Consider the following 14,837-nt stretch of genomic DNA (forward strand, 5'->3'; position numbering starts at 1 on the left):
ACTTCGATGCTAGTGCCGTCCGAGAGGTGCCTCGGACCGTGTGTCAGTCCCGCGCGGGCGCGGAGGATGCATCGACGACGGGCTCGGCGACCGCGTCGTCGACCGTCGTCCGCTTCGATTTCTCCGACGACGCGTACACGTCGCGGTACCGCTGCCCGCCGAGCTGCTGCAGCGCGACCATGATCTCGTCGGTCACCGACCGCAGCACGTAGCGGTCGTTCTCCATGCCCTCGTAGCGCGTGAAGTCGAGCGGCTCGCCGATCACGATGCCGACGCGCATGATGCGCGGGATCGTCCGGCCGATCGGCATCATCGTGTCGGTGTCCACCATGACGACGGGGAGCACGGGCACCTTCGCCTCCATCGCCATGCGGGCGATGCCCGTCCGGCCGCGATACAGGATGCCGTCGGGGCTGCGGGTGCCCTCGGGATAGATCCCGAGCAGCTCCTCGCGCCCGAGCACCTGGAGGGCCGTGTTCAACGCCGCCTCGGATGCCGATCCGCCCGAGCGGTCGATCGGGATCTGCCCGGTCCCCTTCATGAACCACTTCGTGGCCCAGCCCTTCAGACCCCTGCCCGTGAAGTACTCGCTCTTGGCAAGGAAGGTCATCGGCCGCTCGATCATGAGCGGTAGGAAGATCGAGTCCGCCACGGACAGGTGGTTGCTGGCGAGGATGGCCCCGCCGACCGGAGGGATGTTCTCGGCGCCGATGATCCACGGCCGGAAGATCGCCTTCACGATCGGCCCGACCACGATGTACTTCATCAGCCAATAGAACACGGGGAGAGTCTAGAGGGACACTAGAATCGACCGAACCCGCCATTGCCCTGTCCGGTACCGAAGGAGCTGCCGTGATCGAATTCTCGACACCCGCGATCGTCCCCGCCGATCCCGAGGCGAACGTCGCCGACCTGCTCGTCGAGCGCGCGCGTGCGACCCCCGACCGTCCGATCTTCGCAGTGCCCGAGGGCGATGGATGGCGCGACGTCACCGCCGCGGAGTTCGAGCGCCAGGTGATCGCGCTCGCCAAGGGCTTCGTCGCGGCCGGCATCCAGCCCGGCGAGAAGATCGGGTTCCTCGCCAAGACGACGTACGAGTGGACGCTGGTCGACTTCGCACTCTTCTACGCCGGTGCCGTCATGGTGCCGGTCTACGAGACCAGCTCCCCCTCGCAGATCCAGTGGATTCTGTCCGACTCCGGTGCCGTGAATCTCATCGTCGAGACTGCCGCGCATCACGAGTCCTACCAGTCCGTCGCCGACGAGCTGCCGCTCATCCGCTCCGTGTGGCGCTTGGACGAGGGCTTGATCGCGAAGCTGACCGCGGACGGCCAGGCGATCGAGGATGCCGAGATCGAGCGCCGCCGCGGCCTCGCGAACGGCTCGGACATCGCGACGATCATCTACACCTCGGGGTCCACCGGACGCCCGCGAGGCTGCGTGCTGACGCACAGCAACTTTGTCGAGCTCTCGCGCAATGCGACGGAGGCGCTCAGCGAGGTCGTGCACGCCCCCGGCGCGTCGACCGTCCTGTTCATTACGACGGCGCATGTGTTCGCGCGCTTCATGTCGATCCTCTACATCCACGCGGGGGTCAAGACCGGTCACGAGCCGAACACCAAGAACCTCGTCAAGACGCTCGGCTCGTTCAAGCCGACGCTGCTGCTCGCCGTGCCGCGCGTGTTCGAGAAGGTCTACAACTCCGCCGAGCAGAAGACCGAATCGGAGGGCAAGGGCAGGATCTTCCGCGCCGCGGCCAAGACGGCGATCGAGCACTCGCGCCGCCTGCAGGACGGCGAGAAGATCGGTCTCGGCCTGAAGCTGAGGTTCGCGCTGTTCGACAAGCTGGTGTACGGGAAGCTGCGGGCGCTCATGGGCGGTCGCGTGACGCACGCCGTGTCGGGCTCCGCTCCCCTGGGCGCCCGCCTCGGGCACTTCTTCCACAGCCTCGGCATCACGATCCTCGAGGGCTACGGCCTCACCGAGACCACCGCGCCCGCCACGGTGAACCTGCCCCGCCTGAGCAAGGTCGGCACGGTCGGCCCGACGCTGCCGGGCGTCGGCATCCGCGTCGCCGACGACGGCGAGATCCAGGTCAAGGGCATCAACGTGTTCCGCGAGTACTGGCAGAACGCGGAGGCGACCGCCGCGGCCTTCGACGGCGAGTGGTTCCGGACGGGAGACCTCGGCGCCTTCGACGCCGACGGATATCTGTCGATCACGGGGCGCAAGAAGGAGATCATCGTCACGGCGGGCGGCAAGAACGTCGCCCCCGCCGCGCTCGAGGACCCGATCCGCGCCAACCCGATCGTCGGTCAGGTCGTCGTGGTCGGCGATCAGAAGCCGTTCATCTCCGCGCTCGTGACGCTCGACCCCGAGATGCTTCCCGCGTGGCTCGCCACGCACGGCGAGAGCCCGGATCTCACGCTCGAGCAGGCGGCGAAGAACGCGACCGTGCGCGCCGAGGTGCAGCGTGCGATCGACGAGGCGAACACGCGTGTCTCGCGTGCCGAGTCGATCCGGAAGTTCGTGATCCTCGGCACGGAGTGGACGGAGGCCACGGGCCACCTGACCCCCAAGCTGTCGATCAAGCGCGCGGAAATCAAGAAGGACTTCGCGCACGAGATCGAGGACCTCTATGCCGCCAAGGACGCAACGACCAATCTGTCCGTCGCGGGCTGACGTCTGCTCACGCAGAAGGCCCCGGAGCGATCCGGGGCCTTCTGCATTGCTCCCGGCTCCGGCCGCGGAGAGGCTCTCCCCGTTTCGGCTCGTCGCTTCGCTCCTCGCTCAACGACCGGAGAGGGCAGGTCGCCCCATGGGAGGCGTCCCCGGGTGCTAGAACCAGTCGGACTCCCGCACGGCCTTCATCGCCTTGGCGCGCTCCTCCTTGGTGAGCCGCTGCAGGTAGACGACGCCGTCGAGGTGGTCGGTCTCGTGCTGCAGCATCTGCGCCATCAGGCCCTCGCCCTCGAGCACGACCGGCTTGCCGTCGAGGTCGATGCCCTCCGCGCGCGCGTACGGATGCCGCGGCGTGTCATGCCACAGACCGGGCACGGACAGGCAACCCTCCCCCGTCGGCTGCGGCTCGCCGCGCACCTCGACGATGCGGGGGTTCAGGATGTAGCCGATCTCGTCGTCGACGTTGTAGCTGAACGCTCGCACGCCGACCCCGATCTGCGGAGCGGCGACGCCCGCGCGACCGGGCAGCGCGACCGAGTCGAGCAGATCCTGCACGAGCGCGCGCACGCCCTCGTCGATCGTCTGGATCTCGGCGGCAGGCGTGCGCAGCACCGGGTCGCCGTACAGGCGGATCTCGCGCGCGGTCATGCCGAGCGGCTCTCGCGCAGGCCGTCGACCACGCGGGCGGCGAGGTCGCGGGCCGCTTCGCGCGTCGCCGGCTGCAGGTCGCGGTAGACGATGGCGGATCCGGTCGCGAGCGCGCGGTCGTACGGCAGGTGCACGACGGAGCGCACGCGGCTGCCGAAGTGCACCTCGAGCTCGCTGAGACGCACCATCGGGGCGCCCTCCGACTGCTGGTTCAGCACCACGATCGCATCGCGCGCGAGCTGCTCGTAGCCGTTGGACTCGAGCCACGTGATCGTCTCGGACGCGAGGCGCACCTCGTCGAGGTTCAGACCCGTCACGATGATCAGCTGGTCGGCGTGCGCGAGCGTCGCGTTCATGACGGAGTGGATGATGCCCGTGCCCGTGTCGGTCAGCACGAGCGAGTAGAAGTGCTCGGCGACGTCGGCCACGCGGCGGTAATCGTCCTCGCCGAACGCCTCCGCGATCCGGGGATCCGGGTCCGACGCGAGGACGTCGAGACGCGTCTCGTCGCGCGCGACGAAGCGCGAGATGTCGTTGAAGCCCCGGATCTCTCCGGCCTTGTGGACGAGGTCCCGCACGGTCTTGTCCGTGCGCTTGCCGATCCGGTCCGCGAGCGTGCCGCGGTCGGGGTTCGCGTCGATCGCGATCACGCGGTCCTCGCGACCGTCCGCGAGCGCCATGCCCAGCAGCGTCGTGATCGTCGTCTTGCCGACACCGCCCTTGCGGCTCAGGATCGGCACGAAGCGCGTCTCGCCGGACAGCGGCGCCGCGACCCTGGCCTCGAGCGCCTTGCGCGCGCGCACCTTGCGGCTGTCGCCGAGGTTGATGCGTCCGCCGGTCAGGCCGTAGACGAACTCGCTCCAGGCGCCCTCGGGGGCGGCCTTGGCGACACGATGCGGGTTGAGCACACGGTCGGCGGTGAGCAGATCGCTGGACTCGCGCTCCGCGTTCTTGCCGAGGTCCTCGAGGCGGCGCGCGCTCATCGTGATGGCTCCTGACGTCTTCTGCGTGTTCGGGTCGGGCTCGGGCGTGGCGGCGCGCTGCGCGGCCGACTCCTCCGCCCAGACGCGGGCGTACGACTTCGCCCCGTCGACGGCGGACGGCGTGGTCTCGCTGATGGCCGGCTCGCTGTCGGCGATCGTGCCCTCGGCCGGCTCGCTCTCGGCGGTCGTGCCCTCGGCCGGCTCGCCCTCGACGGGCTCGTCCGCAGCGGGCTCGTCCTCTGCGGACTCGTCCTCGTCGGACTCATCGACGGCGTGGGGGGCGTCCTTCTCCGGCTCGGCGGGCACGGGACGGACCGCGTGCTCCGCGGCCAGCTCCGCCGCCGCCGCCCGCCACCCGTCGACGTGAGGATCATCCGACGCGCGCCGGTCCTCACCCGCGGGCTCCTGGTCCTCGTCGGCGGACGCGTCGCTCTCGGCGAGGGCGGCGCGATCCTCCGGCGCGACGGGCTCCTCCTCGACGTATCCGTCCTCGATCCGCTGGTCCTCGGTCGACGCGTCGGCGGTGTCGTCCCGGGCCGGCTCGTCCTCGACGAACGCCTCGTCGGCGTCTGCGACCGGCTCGTCGTGCGACGGCTCGTCCTCGAAGAACGCGTCCTCGACGTGGCCGCCGTCGGCGTGCTCGTCGACGACGTCCTCGTCCGCGTCGGACTCGTCCTGGTCGTGATCCTGCGCGGCGGACTCCTCGGGCACGACGACGACGTCGATGACCTCGTCGTCGGCGGGCGCCTGATCGCGCTCGGCGAGGTGGTCGCGCACGGCGTCGACGACGTCCTCCACGATCTCCCCCGTGAACGCGGGCTCCTCGCCCGCCTCGCGGGCGCGGTCGACCGCCTCGGCTGCCTCCGCGATCTCCTCCGCGGGGAGCTCGATCACGATCCCGCCGCTGCGCAGGTCACCCGGCTCGATCTCGTCGTCGACGACCTCGTCGTCGGGCTCCTCGAGCACCTGCGGCAGCACGACCCGCACCTGGGCCGTCCCCGGCCCCATGATGCCGATCGCGGTCGTGTCGAGTCCGCCCTCCGCGAGGACGCCGTGGTCCTCGCCCTCGGTCGGGTTGTCGTCAGGATCGGTCGTGATCTTCACGCGGGTTCACTCCAACGGGGTTGCTGTCCCCCGACCGGGCGAGCCCCTCCCGCCCCGGCACCCGGCGGTACCGGGCGCCCCCCAGATTACTTCGCGGGGGTGACGACGACCAAAAGGTCGCCGGCGTCCACCTGCTGCGTGGGGCTGATCGCGAGGCGCTCGACGACGCCGCCCTGCGACGTCGTGATGGCCGCCTCCATCTTCATCGCCTCGATCGACGCGACGGCCTGGCCGGCCTCGACGTGGTCTCCGACCTCGACCTTGAGCGTCACGACGCCCGAGAACGGCGCGGCGATCTGGCCGGGCTTGGAGGTGTCCGCCTTCTCCGCGGCGCGCACCTCGACCTCGATGCTGCGGTCGCGCGCGGCGACAGGGCGCAGCTGGCCGTTGAGCGTGGCCATGACCGAGCGGATGCCCTTCTCGTCGGGCTCGCCGATCGCCTCCAGCCCGACGTACAGCTGCACGCCGCGCTCGATCTCGACCACGTGCTCGCCGCCCTGCTCCAGGCCGTACAGGTAGTCGGCCGTGTCGAGCACGGACAGGTCGCCGTACGTCTCGCGTGCCGTCTCGAAGGCCTTGGTCGGCTGCGGGAACAGCAGCCGGTTGAGCGTCGCGCGGCGCGTCGGCGCGTCGCCGTCCAGCGCCGCCTGGTCCTCGGTCGACAGCGGCGTGATCGAGGGCTTCAGGTCGCGACCCTCGAGCACCTTCGTGCGGAACGGCTCGGGCCACCCGCCCGGCAGGTCGCCCAGCTCGCCGGCCATGAAGCCGACGACCGAGTCGGGCACGTCGTACTTGTGCGGGTTCTCGGCGAAGTCGGCCGGATCCGCCTTGACCGCCGCGAGGTGCAGGGCGAGGTCGCCCACGACCTTGGACGACGGCGTGACCTTCGGCACGCGACCCAGGATGTCGTTCGCCGCGGCGTACATGTCCTCGATCAGCTCGAAGTCGTCCGCCAGGCCGAGCGCGATGGCCTGCTGGCGCAGGTTCGACAGCTGGCCGCCGGGGATCTCGTGCTTGTACACGCGCCCCGTGGGGCCGTCGAGGCCCGACTCGAACGGGCGGTACTGGTGGCGCACGGCCTCCCAGTACGGCTCGAGATCCGACACGGCCTGCAGGTCGAGGCCCGTGTCGCGGTCGGTGTGGGCGAGCGCGGCGACGAGCGCCGACAGCGACGGCTGGCTCGTGGTGCCCGCCATCGGCGCGGACGCCGCGTCGACGGCGTCGGCACCCGCCGCACTGGCGGCGAGCAGCGTCGCGAGCTGGCCGCCCGGGGTGTCGTGCGTGTGCACGTGCACCGGCAGGTCGAAGCGCTCGCGCAGCGCCGCGACGAGCTTCGAGGCGGCGGCCGGACGCAGCAGGCCCGCCATGTCCTTGATCGCCAGGATGTGCGCGCCCGCGTCGACGATCTCCTCCGCCAGGTGCAGGTAGTAGTCGAGCGTGTAGAGGTCCTCGGCGGGGTTCAGCAGGTCGCCCGTGTAGCAGACCGCGACCTCGGCGATCGAGGTCCCCGTGCCGAGCACGGCGTCGATCGCGGGCCGCATCTGGGACACGTCGTTGAGCGCGTCGAAGATGCGGAAGATGTCGATGCCGCTCGAGGCCGCCTCGCGCACGAACGCGTCCGTGACCTCGGTCGGGTACGGCGTGTAGCCGACCGTGTTGCGGCCGCGCAGCAGCATCTGGATCGCGACGTTCGGCAGCGCCTCGCGCAGCTTGTCCAGGCGCTCCCACGGGTCCTCGGCGAGGAAGCGCAGCGCCACGTCGTACGTCGCGCCGCCCCAGGCCTCGACCGACAGCAGCTGCGGCGTCAGGCGGGCGACGTAGGGCGCGACGGCGACGAGGTCCCGCGTGCGCACGCGCGTGGCGAGCAGCGACTGGTGCGCGTCGCGGAAGGTCGTCTCGGTCACGGCGAGCGCGGTCTGCTCGCGCAGCGCACGCGCGAAGCCGGCGGGGCCGAGCTCCTGGAGGCGTTGACGCGATCCCGCGGACGGCGTCGCGCCGAGGTCCACGGCCGGCAGCTTCACGGCCGGCGCGATGCCGAGCGGGTTCTCGCCGTGCGGCTTGTTGACGGTGACGTCCACGAGCCAGTTCAGGATCTTGGATCCCCGGTCCTTCGAGACGCGGCCCTCGAGCAGCTCGGGGCGCTCGTCGATGAACGACGTGGACAGGTCGCCCTGCACGAACGCCGGGTCGTCGAGCACCGCCTGCAGGAACGGGATGTTCGTGGCGACGCCGCGGATGCGGAACTCGGCGAGCGCACGGCGGGCGCGGGCCACGGCGGCGGTGAAGTCGCGGCCGCGCACGCTGAGCTTGGCGAGCATCGAGTCGAAGTGCGGGCTCACCTGCGAGCCGGCGGCCGTGGTGCCGCCGTCGAGGCGGATGCCCGCGCCGCCCGGCGAGCGGTACGTCGTGATCTTGCCGGTGTCGGGACGGAAGCCCTGCGCGGGGTCCTCCGTGGTGATCCGGCACTGCAGCGCGGCGCCGCGCAGCTGCACGGTGTCCTGCGCCAGGCCCAGGTCGGCGAGCGTCTCGCCCGACGCGATGCGCATCTGCGACTGGACGAGGTCGACGTCGGTGACCTCCTCCGTCACGGTGTGCTCGACCTGGATGCGGGGATTCATCTCGATGAAGACGACCTCGCCGGTGCGCGGCCCGGCCGTCTCCAGCAGGAACTCGACCGTGCCGGCGTTCTCGTAGCCGATCGACTCGGCGAACGCGACGGCGTGCCGGTGCAGGTCGGCGCGGACGGCGTCGTCGAGGTTCGGCGCGGGTGCGATCTCGATCACCTTCTGGTGACGACGCTGCACGGAGCAGTCACGCTCGAACAGGTGGATCGTCGCGCCGGTCTTGTCCGCGAGGATCTGCACCTCGACGTGGCGGGGCCGCAGCACCGCCTGCTCGAGGAACATGCGCGGGTCGCCGAACGCGCTCTGCGCCTCGCGCATCGCCTCGGCGAGGGCCGGCGCGAGCTCCGCCTTCGTCTCCACGCGGCGCATGCCGCGGCCGCCGCCGCCCGCGACGGCCTTGGCGAACAGCGGGAAGCCGATCTCCTCCGACTGTGCCACGAGCGCGTCGACGTCGTCCGAGGCCTCGGTGGAGCGCAGGACGGGCACGCCCGCCTTCATCGCGTGCTCCTTGGCCGTGACCTTGTTGCCGGCCATCTCGAGCACCTTCGCCGAGGGACCGATGAACGTGATGCCCGCCGCGGCGGCCTTGGCGGCGAGGTCGGGGTTCTCCGAGAGGAAGCCGTAGCCCGGGTAGATCGCGTCGGCGCCCGACTCGACCGCGACGCGCACGATCTCGTCCACATCGAGGTACGCGCGGACGGGGTGCCCCTCCTCGCCGATGCGGTACGCCTCGTCGGCCTTCAGGCGGTGCAGCGAGTTCCGATCCTCGTGCGGGAAGACGGCGACGGTGCGCGCCCCCAGCTCGTATGCCGCACGGAATGCCCGGATCGCGATCTCACCACGGTTGGCAACGAGGATCTTGGAGAACATGCGCACCCTTCTTCAGGAGCCGACGGTGGGGAGGGCCGGCCTGACGTGGTTCTCAGCATAGGGCGTTGTAACGTTGGGGATTGTGCACGTACTCAGCGTCAGTTCCCTCAAGGGAGGCGTCGGTAAGACGACCGTGACCCTCGGTCTCGCATCCGCCGCCTTCGCACGCTCGTTGCGCACGCTCGTGGTCGATCTCGACCCGCAGGCGGACGTCTCGACCGGTCTCGATGTGCAGATCGCCGGGCGTCTGAACGTCTCGGATGTGCTCACCAGCCCGAAGGAGAAGATCGTCCGTCAGGCGATCACCTCCAGCGGCTGGACGCGCGTGCACGACGGCGTGATCGACGTCATGCTCGGCAGCCCCTCGGCGATCAACTTCGACGGCCCGCACCCCACGGTCGCGGACGTGTGGAAGCTGGAGGAGGCGCTCGCCTCGATCGAGGCCGAGTACGACCTCGTGCTGATCGACTGCCCGCCGTCGCTCAACGCGCTCACGCGCACGGCCTGGGCCGCGAGCGACCGCGTCATGGTCGTCACCGAGCCGGGCCTGTTCTCCGTCGCCGCCGCCGACCGTGCGCTGCGCGCGATCGAGGAGATCCGCCGCGGCCTCTCCCCCCGCCTTCAGCCGCTCGGCATCGTCGTCAACCGGGTGCGCCCGCAGTCGGTCGAGCACCAGTTCCGAATCAAGGAGCTGCGCGACATGTTCGGCCCGCTCGTGCTCGAGCCTCAGCTGCCCGAGCGCACCTCGCTGCAGCAGGCCCAGGGCGCCGCGAAGCCGCTGCACGTGTGGCCCGGCGAGTCGGCCCAGGAGCTGGCGGCCGACTTCGACGCCCTGCTCGACCGGATCATGCGCGCCGGCCGGATCGCGGATCCCGCCGACGAGACCGTCGCCGAGTAAGACCTCCCGACATCAAGAGACCCCGCCGCGGCGGGGTCTCTTCGTGTCTGGCGGGGCTCTGCCGGAGTCAGGCCGTTCGCTTCGCCCGGCGCTGAGCCAGCTCGTCCACCTGGTCGGGCGTCTGCGCCTCGAAGTCGACGAGCGTGGCCTCGACCTCGTGCAGCACCTTGCCGACCGCGATGCCGAACACGCCCTGACCGCGGCTCACGAGGTCGATGACCTCGTCGTTCGACGTGCACAGGTACACCGACGCGCCGTCGCTCATGAGCGTCGTGCCGGCGAGGTCGCGGATGCCCGCGGCGCGCAGCTGCTCGACCGCGGTGCGGATCTGCTGCAGCGAGATGCCGGTGTCGAGCAGGCGCTTGACGAGCTTGAGGACGAGGATGTCACGGAAGCCGTAGAGGCGCTGCGAGCCGGAGCCGGTCGCGGTGCGGATCGTGGGCTCGACGAGCTCGGTGCGGGCCCAGTAGTCGAGCTGACGGTACGTGATGCCCGCCGCTCGCGCGGCGACGGCGCCGCGGTAGCCGGTCTCCGGGTCGAGGTCGGGAAGCCCGTCCGTGAAGAGGAGATCGGTCATGCCGCGACCGGTGGGGTCGTCAGCGTTCATGTGCTTCCTCCTCAGGTGGGTGGGACTCTTTCAACCGTATGGGAGCCCCCGGACCCCGGCAATGACATCCGTGTGATCCGGTGCGCGTGTCGCCCGCGCGTTACAGAACGGTGACCTTGAAGTTGAAGGTGAGACCCGTGGATCGTCCGCTCCCGCGGCTCTCAGCCGATGAGGCGGCCGAGGGCGTCCTTGACGAGGAGGGAGCGCACCTCGTCAAGGCGCGAGGCGAGCTCGGGCGCGAGCTCACTGGCACGGGCGCGCGAGCCGGCATCGGTGCGCCGCAGCAGCGCCGACAGCGCGGACTCCACGAGCGCGACCTCTCGCTCCGCCGCCTGCCGCATGCCGCGCACGTGGCGCGGCTCGATGCCGTGACGCGAGAGGGCCACGAGCGCGCGCAGCAGCGCCAGCGCCTGGTCGTCATAGCTGTCGGCCGCCTTCATCAGGCCCGTGCTGACGGCGTCGTTCAGCAGCTGCGGCGCGGCGCCCGCGGCGCTCAGCAGTTCCTGGCGCGTGTGGCGACGGACCGCCGGGTGGATCGACGGCGGCGGCACCTGGGGCGTGGCCGGAGCGCGACCGGCGTCGACGTCGTCGAGGTAGTCGCGGATCTTCACCAGCGGCAGGTAGTGGTCGCGCTGCAGGGTGAGCGCGAGGCGCAGCCGGTCGAGGTCGTCCGGCGAGAACTTGCGGTACCCCGACGCGGTGCGCTGCGGCGTCACGATGCCCTGCACCTCGAGGAAGCGCAGCTTGCTCGAGGTGAGCGCGGGGAACTCGGGGGTGAGCTTGGAGAGGACCTGACCGATGCTCAGAAGGCCCGCGGGCGCCTTCCGTGCGGGGGAAGCGGGCTCGCGGGCGGCGGCTGCCGCCATCAGGCGACCTGCCCCGATCCGCTGCTCTGGCGATCCTGCGGCGAGATGAAGAAATTCAGACGGAACTTGCCGATGCGCACCTCGGCGCCGTTGCTCAGCTCGGCGCGGTCGACGCGCTCGCCGTTGACGTAGGTGCCGTTCAGCGAGCGCTGGTCGACGATCTCGAACGAGGTGCGGTGACGCGTGATCTCGGCGTGACGGCGCGACACCGTGACATCGTCGAGGAAGATGTCGGCCTCGGGGTGGCGTCCCGCCGTGGTCACATCCGTGTCGAGCAGGTAGCGCGCGCCCGCCGTGGGGCCCGAGCGCACGAGCAGCAGGGCGGATCCGGACGGCAGCGCCGCGATCGCGTCGCGCTCGGTGGCGCTCAGCTCGCCGGCGAACGGGACGAACGACAGGTCGGAGTCGTGCCCGAACGTCTGGGTCGAATCGCCCGAGCCGTCGTGGCCGAACTGCGTGTGGCCGTCGCGGTGGATCGGCGACCCCTGCTCGTTCTGTGACACGTGATGCCCTCCTTTCGGATCAGCCTAACGGATCCGCTCATCCCGGTCACAAGTCGGTCACGCGAGCGCCCACCGATATCCCGGGGAGCGGACAGGAGTCGCACGATAGCGTGGCCGAATGCCCGCATCGCGTCGCCCCCGCCCGCACCGCCTCGTCCCCCTCGGCCTCGCCGCCCTGCTGGCCCTGCTGGGCTCGGTCGCCGTCGCGACGCCGGCCGCCGCGCACGACTCGCTGATCAGCTCGGACCCCGCAGCCGATTCCAGCGTCGAGGCGATGCCCGAGGAGATCACGCTGTCGTTCTCCGCGGCTTTGCTGACGATGAGCCCGCAGGACACGATCGTCGACGTGGTGGCCCCCTCCGGCGCGGACGTCTCGGAGGGCGATGCCGTCGTCGACGGCGCCGTCGTGCGTCAGGCGATCGGCACGGTCACCGAGGCCGGCGCCTACACGGTGAACTGGCACGTCGTCTCGAGCGACGGGCACCCCACCGAGGGCACGTTCGCCTTCACGGTCGAGACGGCATCCGGCGGCTCCGGCGGAGTCGCGCCGGAGAACGACGCGACCGCCACTCCCCCGCCGCCGAAGGACGTCGTCACGCCCACGCCCGTCGCCCCGACCGCGACGCCGTCCGACACTCCGTCCGCGACCGCGTCGGCCCCCGCCGAGGACGACGAGGATCGCTCCTTCGGCGAGATGCTTCCGTGGATCCTGCTGATCCTGACGGGGGTCGCCGTCCTGGGTGCCCTGATCGCCGTCCTGGTCGCGCGCGTCCGCGGCGGCAAGGACGGCGCCTCCAGGGAGACCTCCGACCAGGACTGACCCCTCCCGCCTGCGGATAGGCTGGAGGCATGGCTCATTACGACGTCGTCATCCTCGGCGCGGGTCCCGGCGGTTACGTCGCGGCCGTGCGCAGCGCGCAGCTCGGACTCAATGTCGCGATCATCGAAGAGAAGTACTGGGGCGGCGTCTGCCTCAACGTCGGGTGCATCCCGTCGAAGGCGCTGCTGAAGAACGCGGAGATCGCCCACACCTTCACTCACAAGGCCGACGTGTTCGGCATCTCGGGCGACGTGCACTTCGACTTCGGCGCGGCGTTCGACCGCAGCCGCAAGGTCGCGGCGACGCACGTCAAGGGCATCCACTTCCTGATGAAGAAGAACAAGGTCACGGAGTACGACGGCCGCGGCACGTTCACGGGCCCGAAGGCGATCTCGGTCGCGAAGGCCGACGGCTCGACCGAGGAGGTCACGTTCGACAACGTGATCATCGCGACCGGCTCCAAGGTCCGCCTGCTGCCGGGCGTGGAGCTGAGCGACAACGTCGTGACGTACGAGGAGCAGATCCTCTCGCGCGAGCTGCCCGAGTCCATCGTGATCGTCGGCGCCGGTGCGATCGGCATGGAGTTCGCCTATGTGATGTCGAACTACGGCGTGAAGGTCACGATCATCGAGTTCCTCGACCGCGCGCTGCCGAACGAGGACGCCGAGGTGTCCAAGGAGATCCAGAAGCAGTACAAGAAGTACGGCATCGACATCCTCACCTCCACCGCGGTCAGGACTGTCGAGGACAGCGGGTCGTCCGTGCGCGTGACGTACGAGACGCGTGACGGCCAGCCGGGCGAGATCACGGCCGGCAAGGTGCTCATGTCCGTCGGCTTCGCGCCGAACGTCGAGGGCTTCGGCCTCGAGGCGACGGGCGTCAAGCTCACCGAGCGCGGCGCGATCGAGATCGACGACCACATGCGCACGAACGTCGAGGGCGTCTACGCGATCGGCGACGTGACCGCCAAGCTGCAGCTCGCCCACGTGGCGGAGGCGCAGGCCGTCGTGGCGGCCGAGACGATCGGCAAGGCCGAGACGCAGACGCTGGGCGACTACCGGATGATGCCGCGCGCGACGTTCTGCTCGCCGCAGGTCGCGAGCTTCGGCCTCACCGAGGAGCAGGCGCGCGCCGAAGGTCGCGAGATCAAGGTCGCGAAGTTCCCGTTCAGCGCCAACGGCAAGGCGAACGGCCTCGGCGAGCCCGTCGGCTTCGTCAAGCTGATCGCGGACGCCGAGCACCTCGAGCTCATCGGCGGCCACCTGATCGGCCCCGACGTGTCGGAGCTGCTGCCCGAGCTGACGCTTGCCCAGAAGTGGGACCTGACGGCGCTCGAGGCCGCGCGCAACGTGCACACGCACCCGACGCTGTCGGAGGCGCTCCAGGAGGGCTTCCACGGCCTCGCGGGGCACATGATCAACCTCTGATCGACGACGCTTCCGGCAGCAGCCGGCGAAGCGCAGGAGAGGCCCGGATCGGCGCAGACGCGGATCCGGGCCTCTTCCGTGTGCGCCGACCGCGCGCGCTCGACAGGGTGCCGGTGCAGGCTCCGCGATAACCGATCACCCGCGTCCGCGCAAGGCCGAGGTGAGGTGGCGCCCGAGCGCATAGCCTCCGGGCATGGGTGACGACGAGAAGTTCCGCAAGGGTGACGACGTGACGTGGTCCAGCCACGGGCAGACGGTGCACGGTGAGGTCGTCGAGAAGATCACCGAGGACACCGAGGCGGCAGGTCGGACGGTGCGCGCGTCGAAGGACGAGCCGCAGTACCGGGTGCGCAGCGACAAGAGCGGCAAGGATGCGGTGCACAAGCCGTCCGCTCTCAAGGAGGACTCGTGAGCGCGGAGTTCGACGAGGCCGTCAACATGACGGCGAGCGAGCTGGAGAAGTGGCTGCGCACCGACGAGTCGAAGTCCGTCGGGCAGTCGGACGACGGCGGCGAGTCGGTCGGGCACGAGTCCGGCCGTCGCATCGTGGAGCTGCTGCGGAAGAAGAAGGCCGACCTGACCGACGACGACGAGGCGCACATGCGGAAGGTGGTCGGCTACGTCCACCGCCACCTCGCGCAGCGCCCGGACGGGGACGTCGAGGACACGCGGTGGCGCTACTCCCTCATGAACTGGGGTCACGACCCCCTCAAGGACTGATCCGCGCATGCCGCCGGGGTCGATCGAGATCGCCCCAGGATGACGAAGGCCCCCGGGATCGCCGGGGGCCTTCGTCGTGTGTGCG

General features: G+C 70.4%; 13 protein-coding genes. 6 read left to right on the top strand and 7 right to left on the bottom strand.

Annotated features, from left to right (window positions below; all coding sequences use genetic code 11):
* Positions 1–43: 43 nt before the first annotated feature.
* Entirely contained in the window at positions 44–781 is a 738-nt protein-coding gene (locus BJP60_RS09470) for a lysophospholipid acyltransferase family protein (RefSeq protein WP_203135534.1), read from the bottom strand.
* A gap of 71 nt (positions 782–852) precedes the next feature.
* On the opposite strand from BJP60_RS09470, the gene BJP60_RS09475 reads away from it, so the two are divergent.
* Entirely contained in the window at positions 853–2,682 is a 1,830-nt protein-coding gene (locus BJP60_RS09475; protein ID WP_203135535.1) for an AMP-dependent synthetase/ligase, read from the top strand.
* Between the two features lie 156 nt (positions 2,683–2,838).
* On the opposite strand, the gene def is transcribed toward BJP60_RS09475, so the two are convergent.
* The 3 genes from def to BJP60_RS09490 form a co-directional block, all read right to left on the bottom strand.
* Positions 2,839–3,330: a peptide deformylase gene (gene def, locus BJP60_RS09480; protein ID WP_203135536.1), complete on the bottom strand. Its 492-nt coding sequence runs from the start codon at positions 3,328–3,330 to the stop codon at positions 2,839–2,841.
* Positions 3,327–5,417 (bottom strand): MinD/ParA family ATP-binding protein, encoded by a 2,091-nt coding sequence (locus tag BJP60_RS09485; protein ID WP_238439364.1) that lies wholly within the window; start codon positions 5,415–5,417, stop codon positions 3,327–3,329. The genes def and BJP60_RS09485 overlap by 4 nt, the downstream gene beginning before the upstream one ends.
* Positions 5,418–5,503: 86 nt before the next feature.
* Entirely contained in the window at positions 5,504–8,911 is a 3,408-nt protein-coding gene (locus tag BJP60_RS09490; RefSeq protein ID WP_203135537.1) for a pyruvate carboxylase, read from the bottom strand.
* An 82-nt stretch (positions 8,912–8,993) separates the two neighbouring features.
* On the opposite strand from BJP60_RS09490, the gene BJP60_RS09495 reads away from it, so the two are divergent.
* The gene (locus BJP60_RS09495; protein ID WP_203135538.1) at positions 8,994–9,809 is read left to right on the top strand and encodes a ParA family protein; all 816 of its coding nucleotides are present in this window, start codon (positions 8,994–8,996) and stop codon (positions 9,807–9,809) included.
* 67 nt (positions 9,810–9,876) lie between these two features.
* Here BJP60_RS09495 and BJP60_RS09500 read toward each other — a convergent pair whose 3' ends face one another.
* The 3 genes from BJP60_RS09500 to BJP60_RS09510 form a co-directional block, all read right to left on the bottom strand.
* Positions 9,877–10,416, bottom strand: a complete 540-nt coding sequence (locus tag BJP60_RS09500) for a MerR family transcriptional regulator (RefSeq protein WP_203135539.1) — start codon at positions 10,414–10,416, stop codon at positions 9,877–9,879.
* 161 nt (positions 10,417–10,577) lie between these two features.
* Positions 10,578–11,282: a transcriptional regulator FtsR gene (ftsR, locus tag BJP60_RS09505; RefSeq protein ID WP_203135540.1), complete on the bottom strand. Its 705-nt coding sequence runs from the start codon at positions 11,280–11,282 to the stop codon at positions 10,578–10,580.
* The gene (locus BJP60_RS09510) at positions 11,282–11,785 is read right to left on the bottom strand and encodes an FHA domain-containing protein (protein ID WP_442923379.1); all 504 of its coding nucleotides are present in this window, start codon (positions 11,783–11,785) and stop codon (positions 11,282–11,284) included. The genes ftsR and BJP60_RS09510 overlap by 1 nt, the downstream gene beginning before the upstream one ends.
* 118 nt (positions 11,786–11,903) lie before the next feature.
* On the opposite strand from BJP60_RS09510, the gene BJP60_RS09515 reads away from it, so the two are divergent.
* From BJP60_RS09515 to BJP60_RS09530, 4 genes are all read left to right on the top strand, one after another.
* Complete coding sequence (locus BJP60_RS09515) at positions 11,904–12,605, top strand: copper resistance CopC family protein (protein ID WP_203135541.1); 702 nt, start codon at positions 11,904–11,906, stop codon at positions 12,603–12,605.
* 29 nt (positions 12,606–12,634) lie between these two features.
* Positions 12,635–14,032, top strand: a complete 1,398-nt coding sequence (lpdA, locus tag BJP60_RS09520) for a dihydrolipoyl dehydrogenase (protein ID WP_203135542.1) — start codon at positions 12,635–12,637, stop codon at positions 14,030–14,032.
* 193 nt (positions 14,033–14,225) lie between these two features.
* Entirely contained in the window at positions 14,226–14,444 is a 219-nt protein-coding gene (locus BJP60_RS09525) for a DUF2945 domain-containing protein (RefSeq protein WP_203135543.1), read from the top strand.
* Positions 14,441–14,752: a DUF3140 domain-containing protein gene (locus BJP60_RS09530; RefSeq protein WP_238439365.1), complete on the top strand. Its 312-nt coding sequence runs from the start codon at positions 14,441–14,443 to the stop codon at positions 14,750–14,752. Before BJP60_RS09525 ends, BJP60_RS09530 begins: the two co-directional genes overlap by 4 nt.
* Positions 14,753–14,837: the final 85 nt, after the last annotated feature.

Source organism: Microbacterium sp. JZ31, from assembly GCF_016805985.1.
Taxonomy (GTDB): domain Bacteria; phylum Actinomycetota; class Actinomycetes; order Actinomycetales; family Microbacteriaceae; genus Microbacterium.

Bases quoted from the DNA above. Each gene is read 5' to 3' on its own strand.
- def (WP_203135536.1), bottom strand. From the start codon at position 3,330: ATGACCGCGCGCGAGATCCGCCTGTACGGCGACCCGGTGCTGCGCACG.
- BJP60_RS09490 (WP_203135537.1), bottom strand. From the start codon at position 8,911: ATGTTCTCCAAGATCCTCGTTGCCAACCGTGGTGAGATCGCGATCCGG.
- BJP60_RS09500 (WP_203135539.1), bottom strand. From the start codon at position 10,416: ATGAACGCTGACGACCCCACCGGTCGCGGCATGACCGATCTCCTCTTC.
- ftsR (WP_203135540.1), bottom strand. From the start codon at position 11,282: ATGGCGGCAGCCGCCGCCCGCGAGCCCGCTTCCCCCGCACGGAAGGCG.
- BJP60_RS09515 (WP_203135541.1), top strand. From the start codon at position 11,904: ATGCCCGCATCGCGTCGCCCCCGCCCGCACCGCCTCGTCCCCCTCGGC.
- lpdA (WP_203135542.1), top strand. From the start codon at position 12,635: ATGGCTCATTACGACGTCGTCATCCTCGGCGCGGGTCCCGGCGGTTAC.
- BJP60_RS09525 (WP_203135543.1), top strand. From the start codon at position 14,226: ATGGGTGACGACGAGAAGTTCCGCAAGGGTGACGACGTGACGTGGTCC.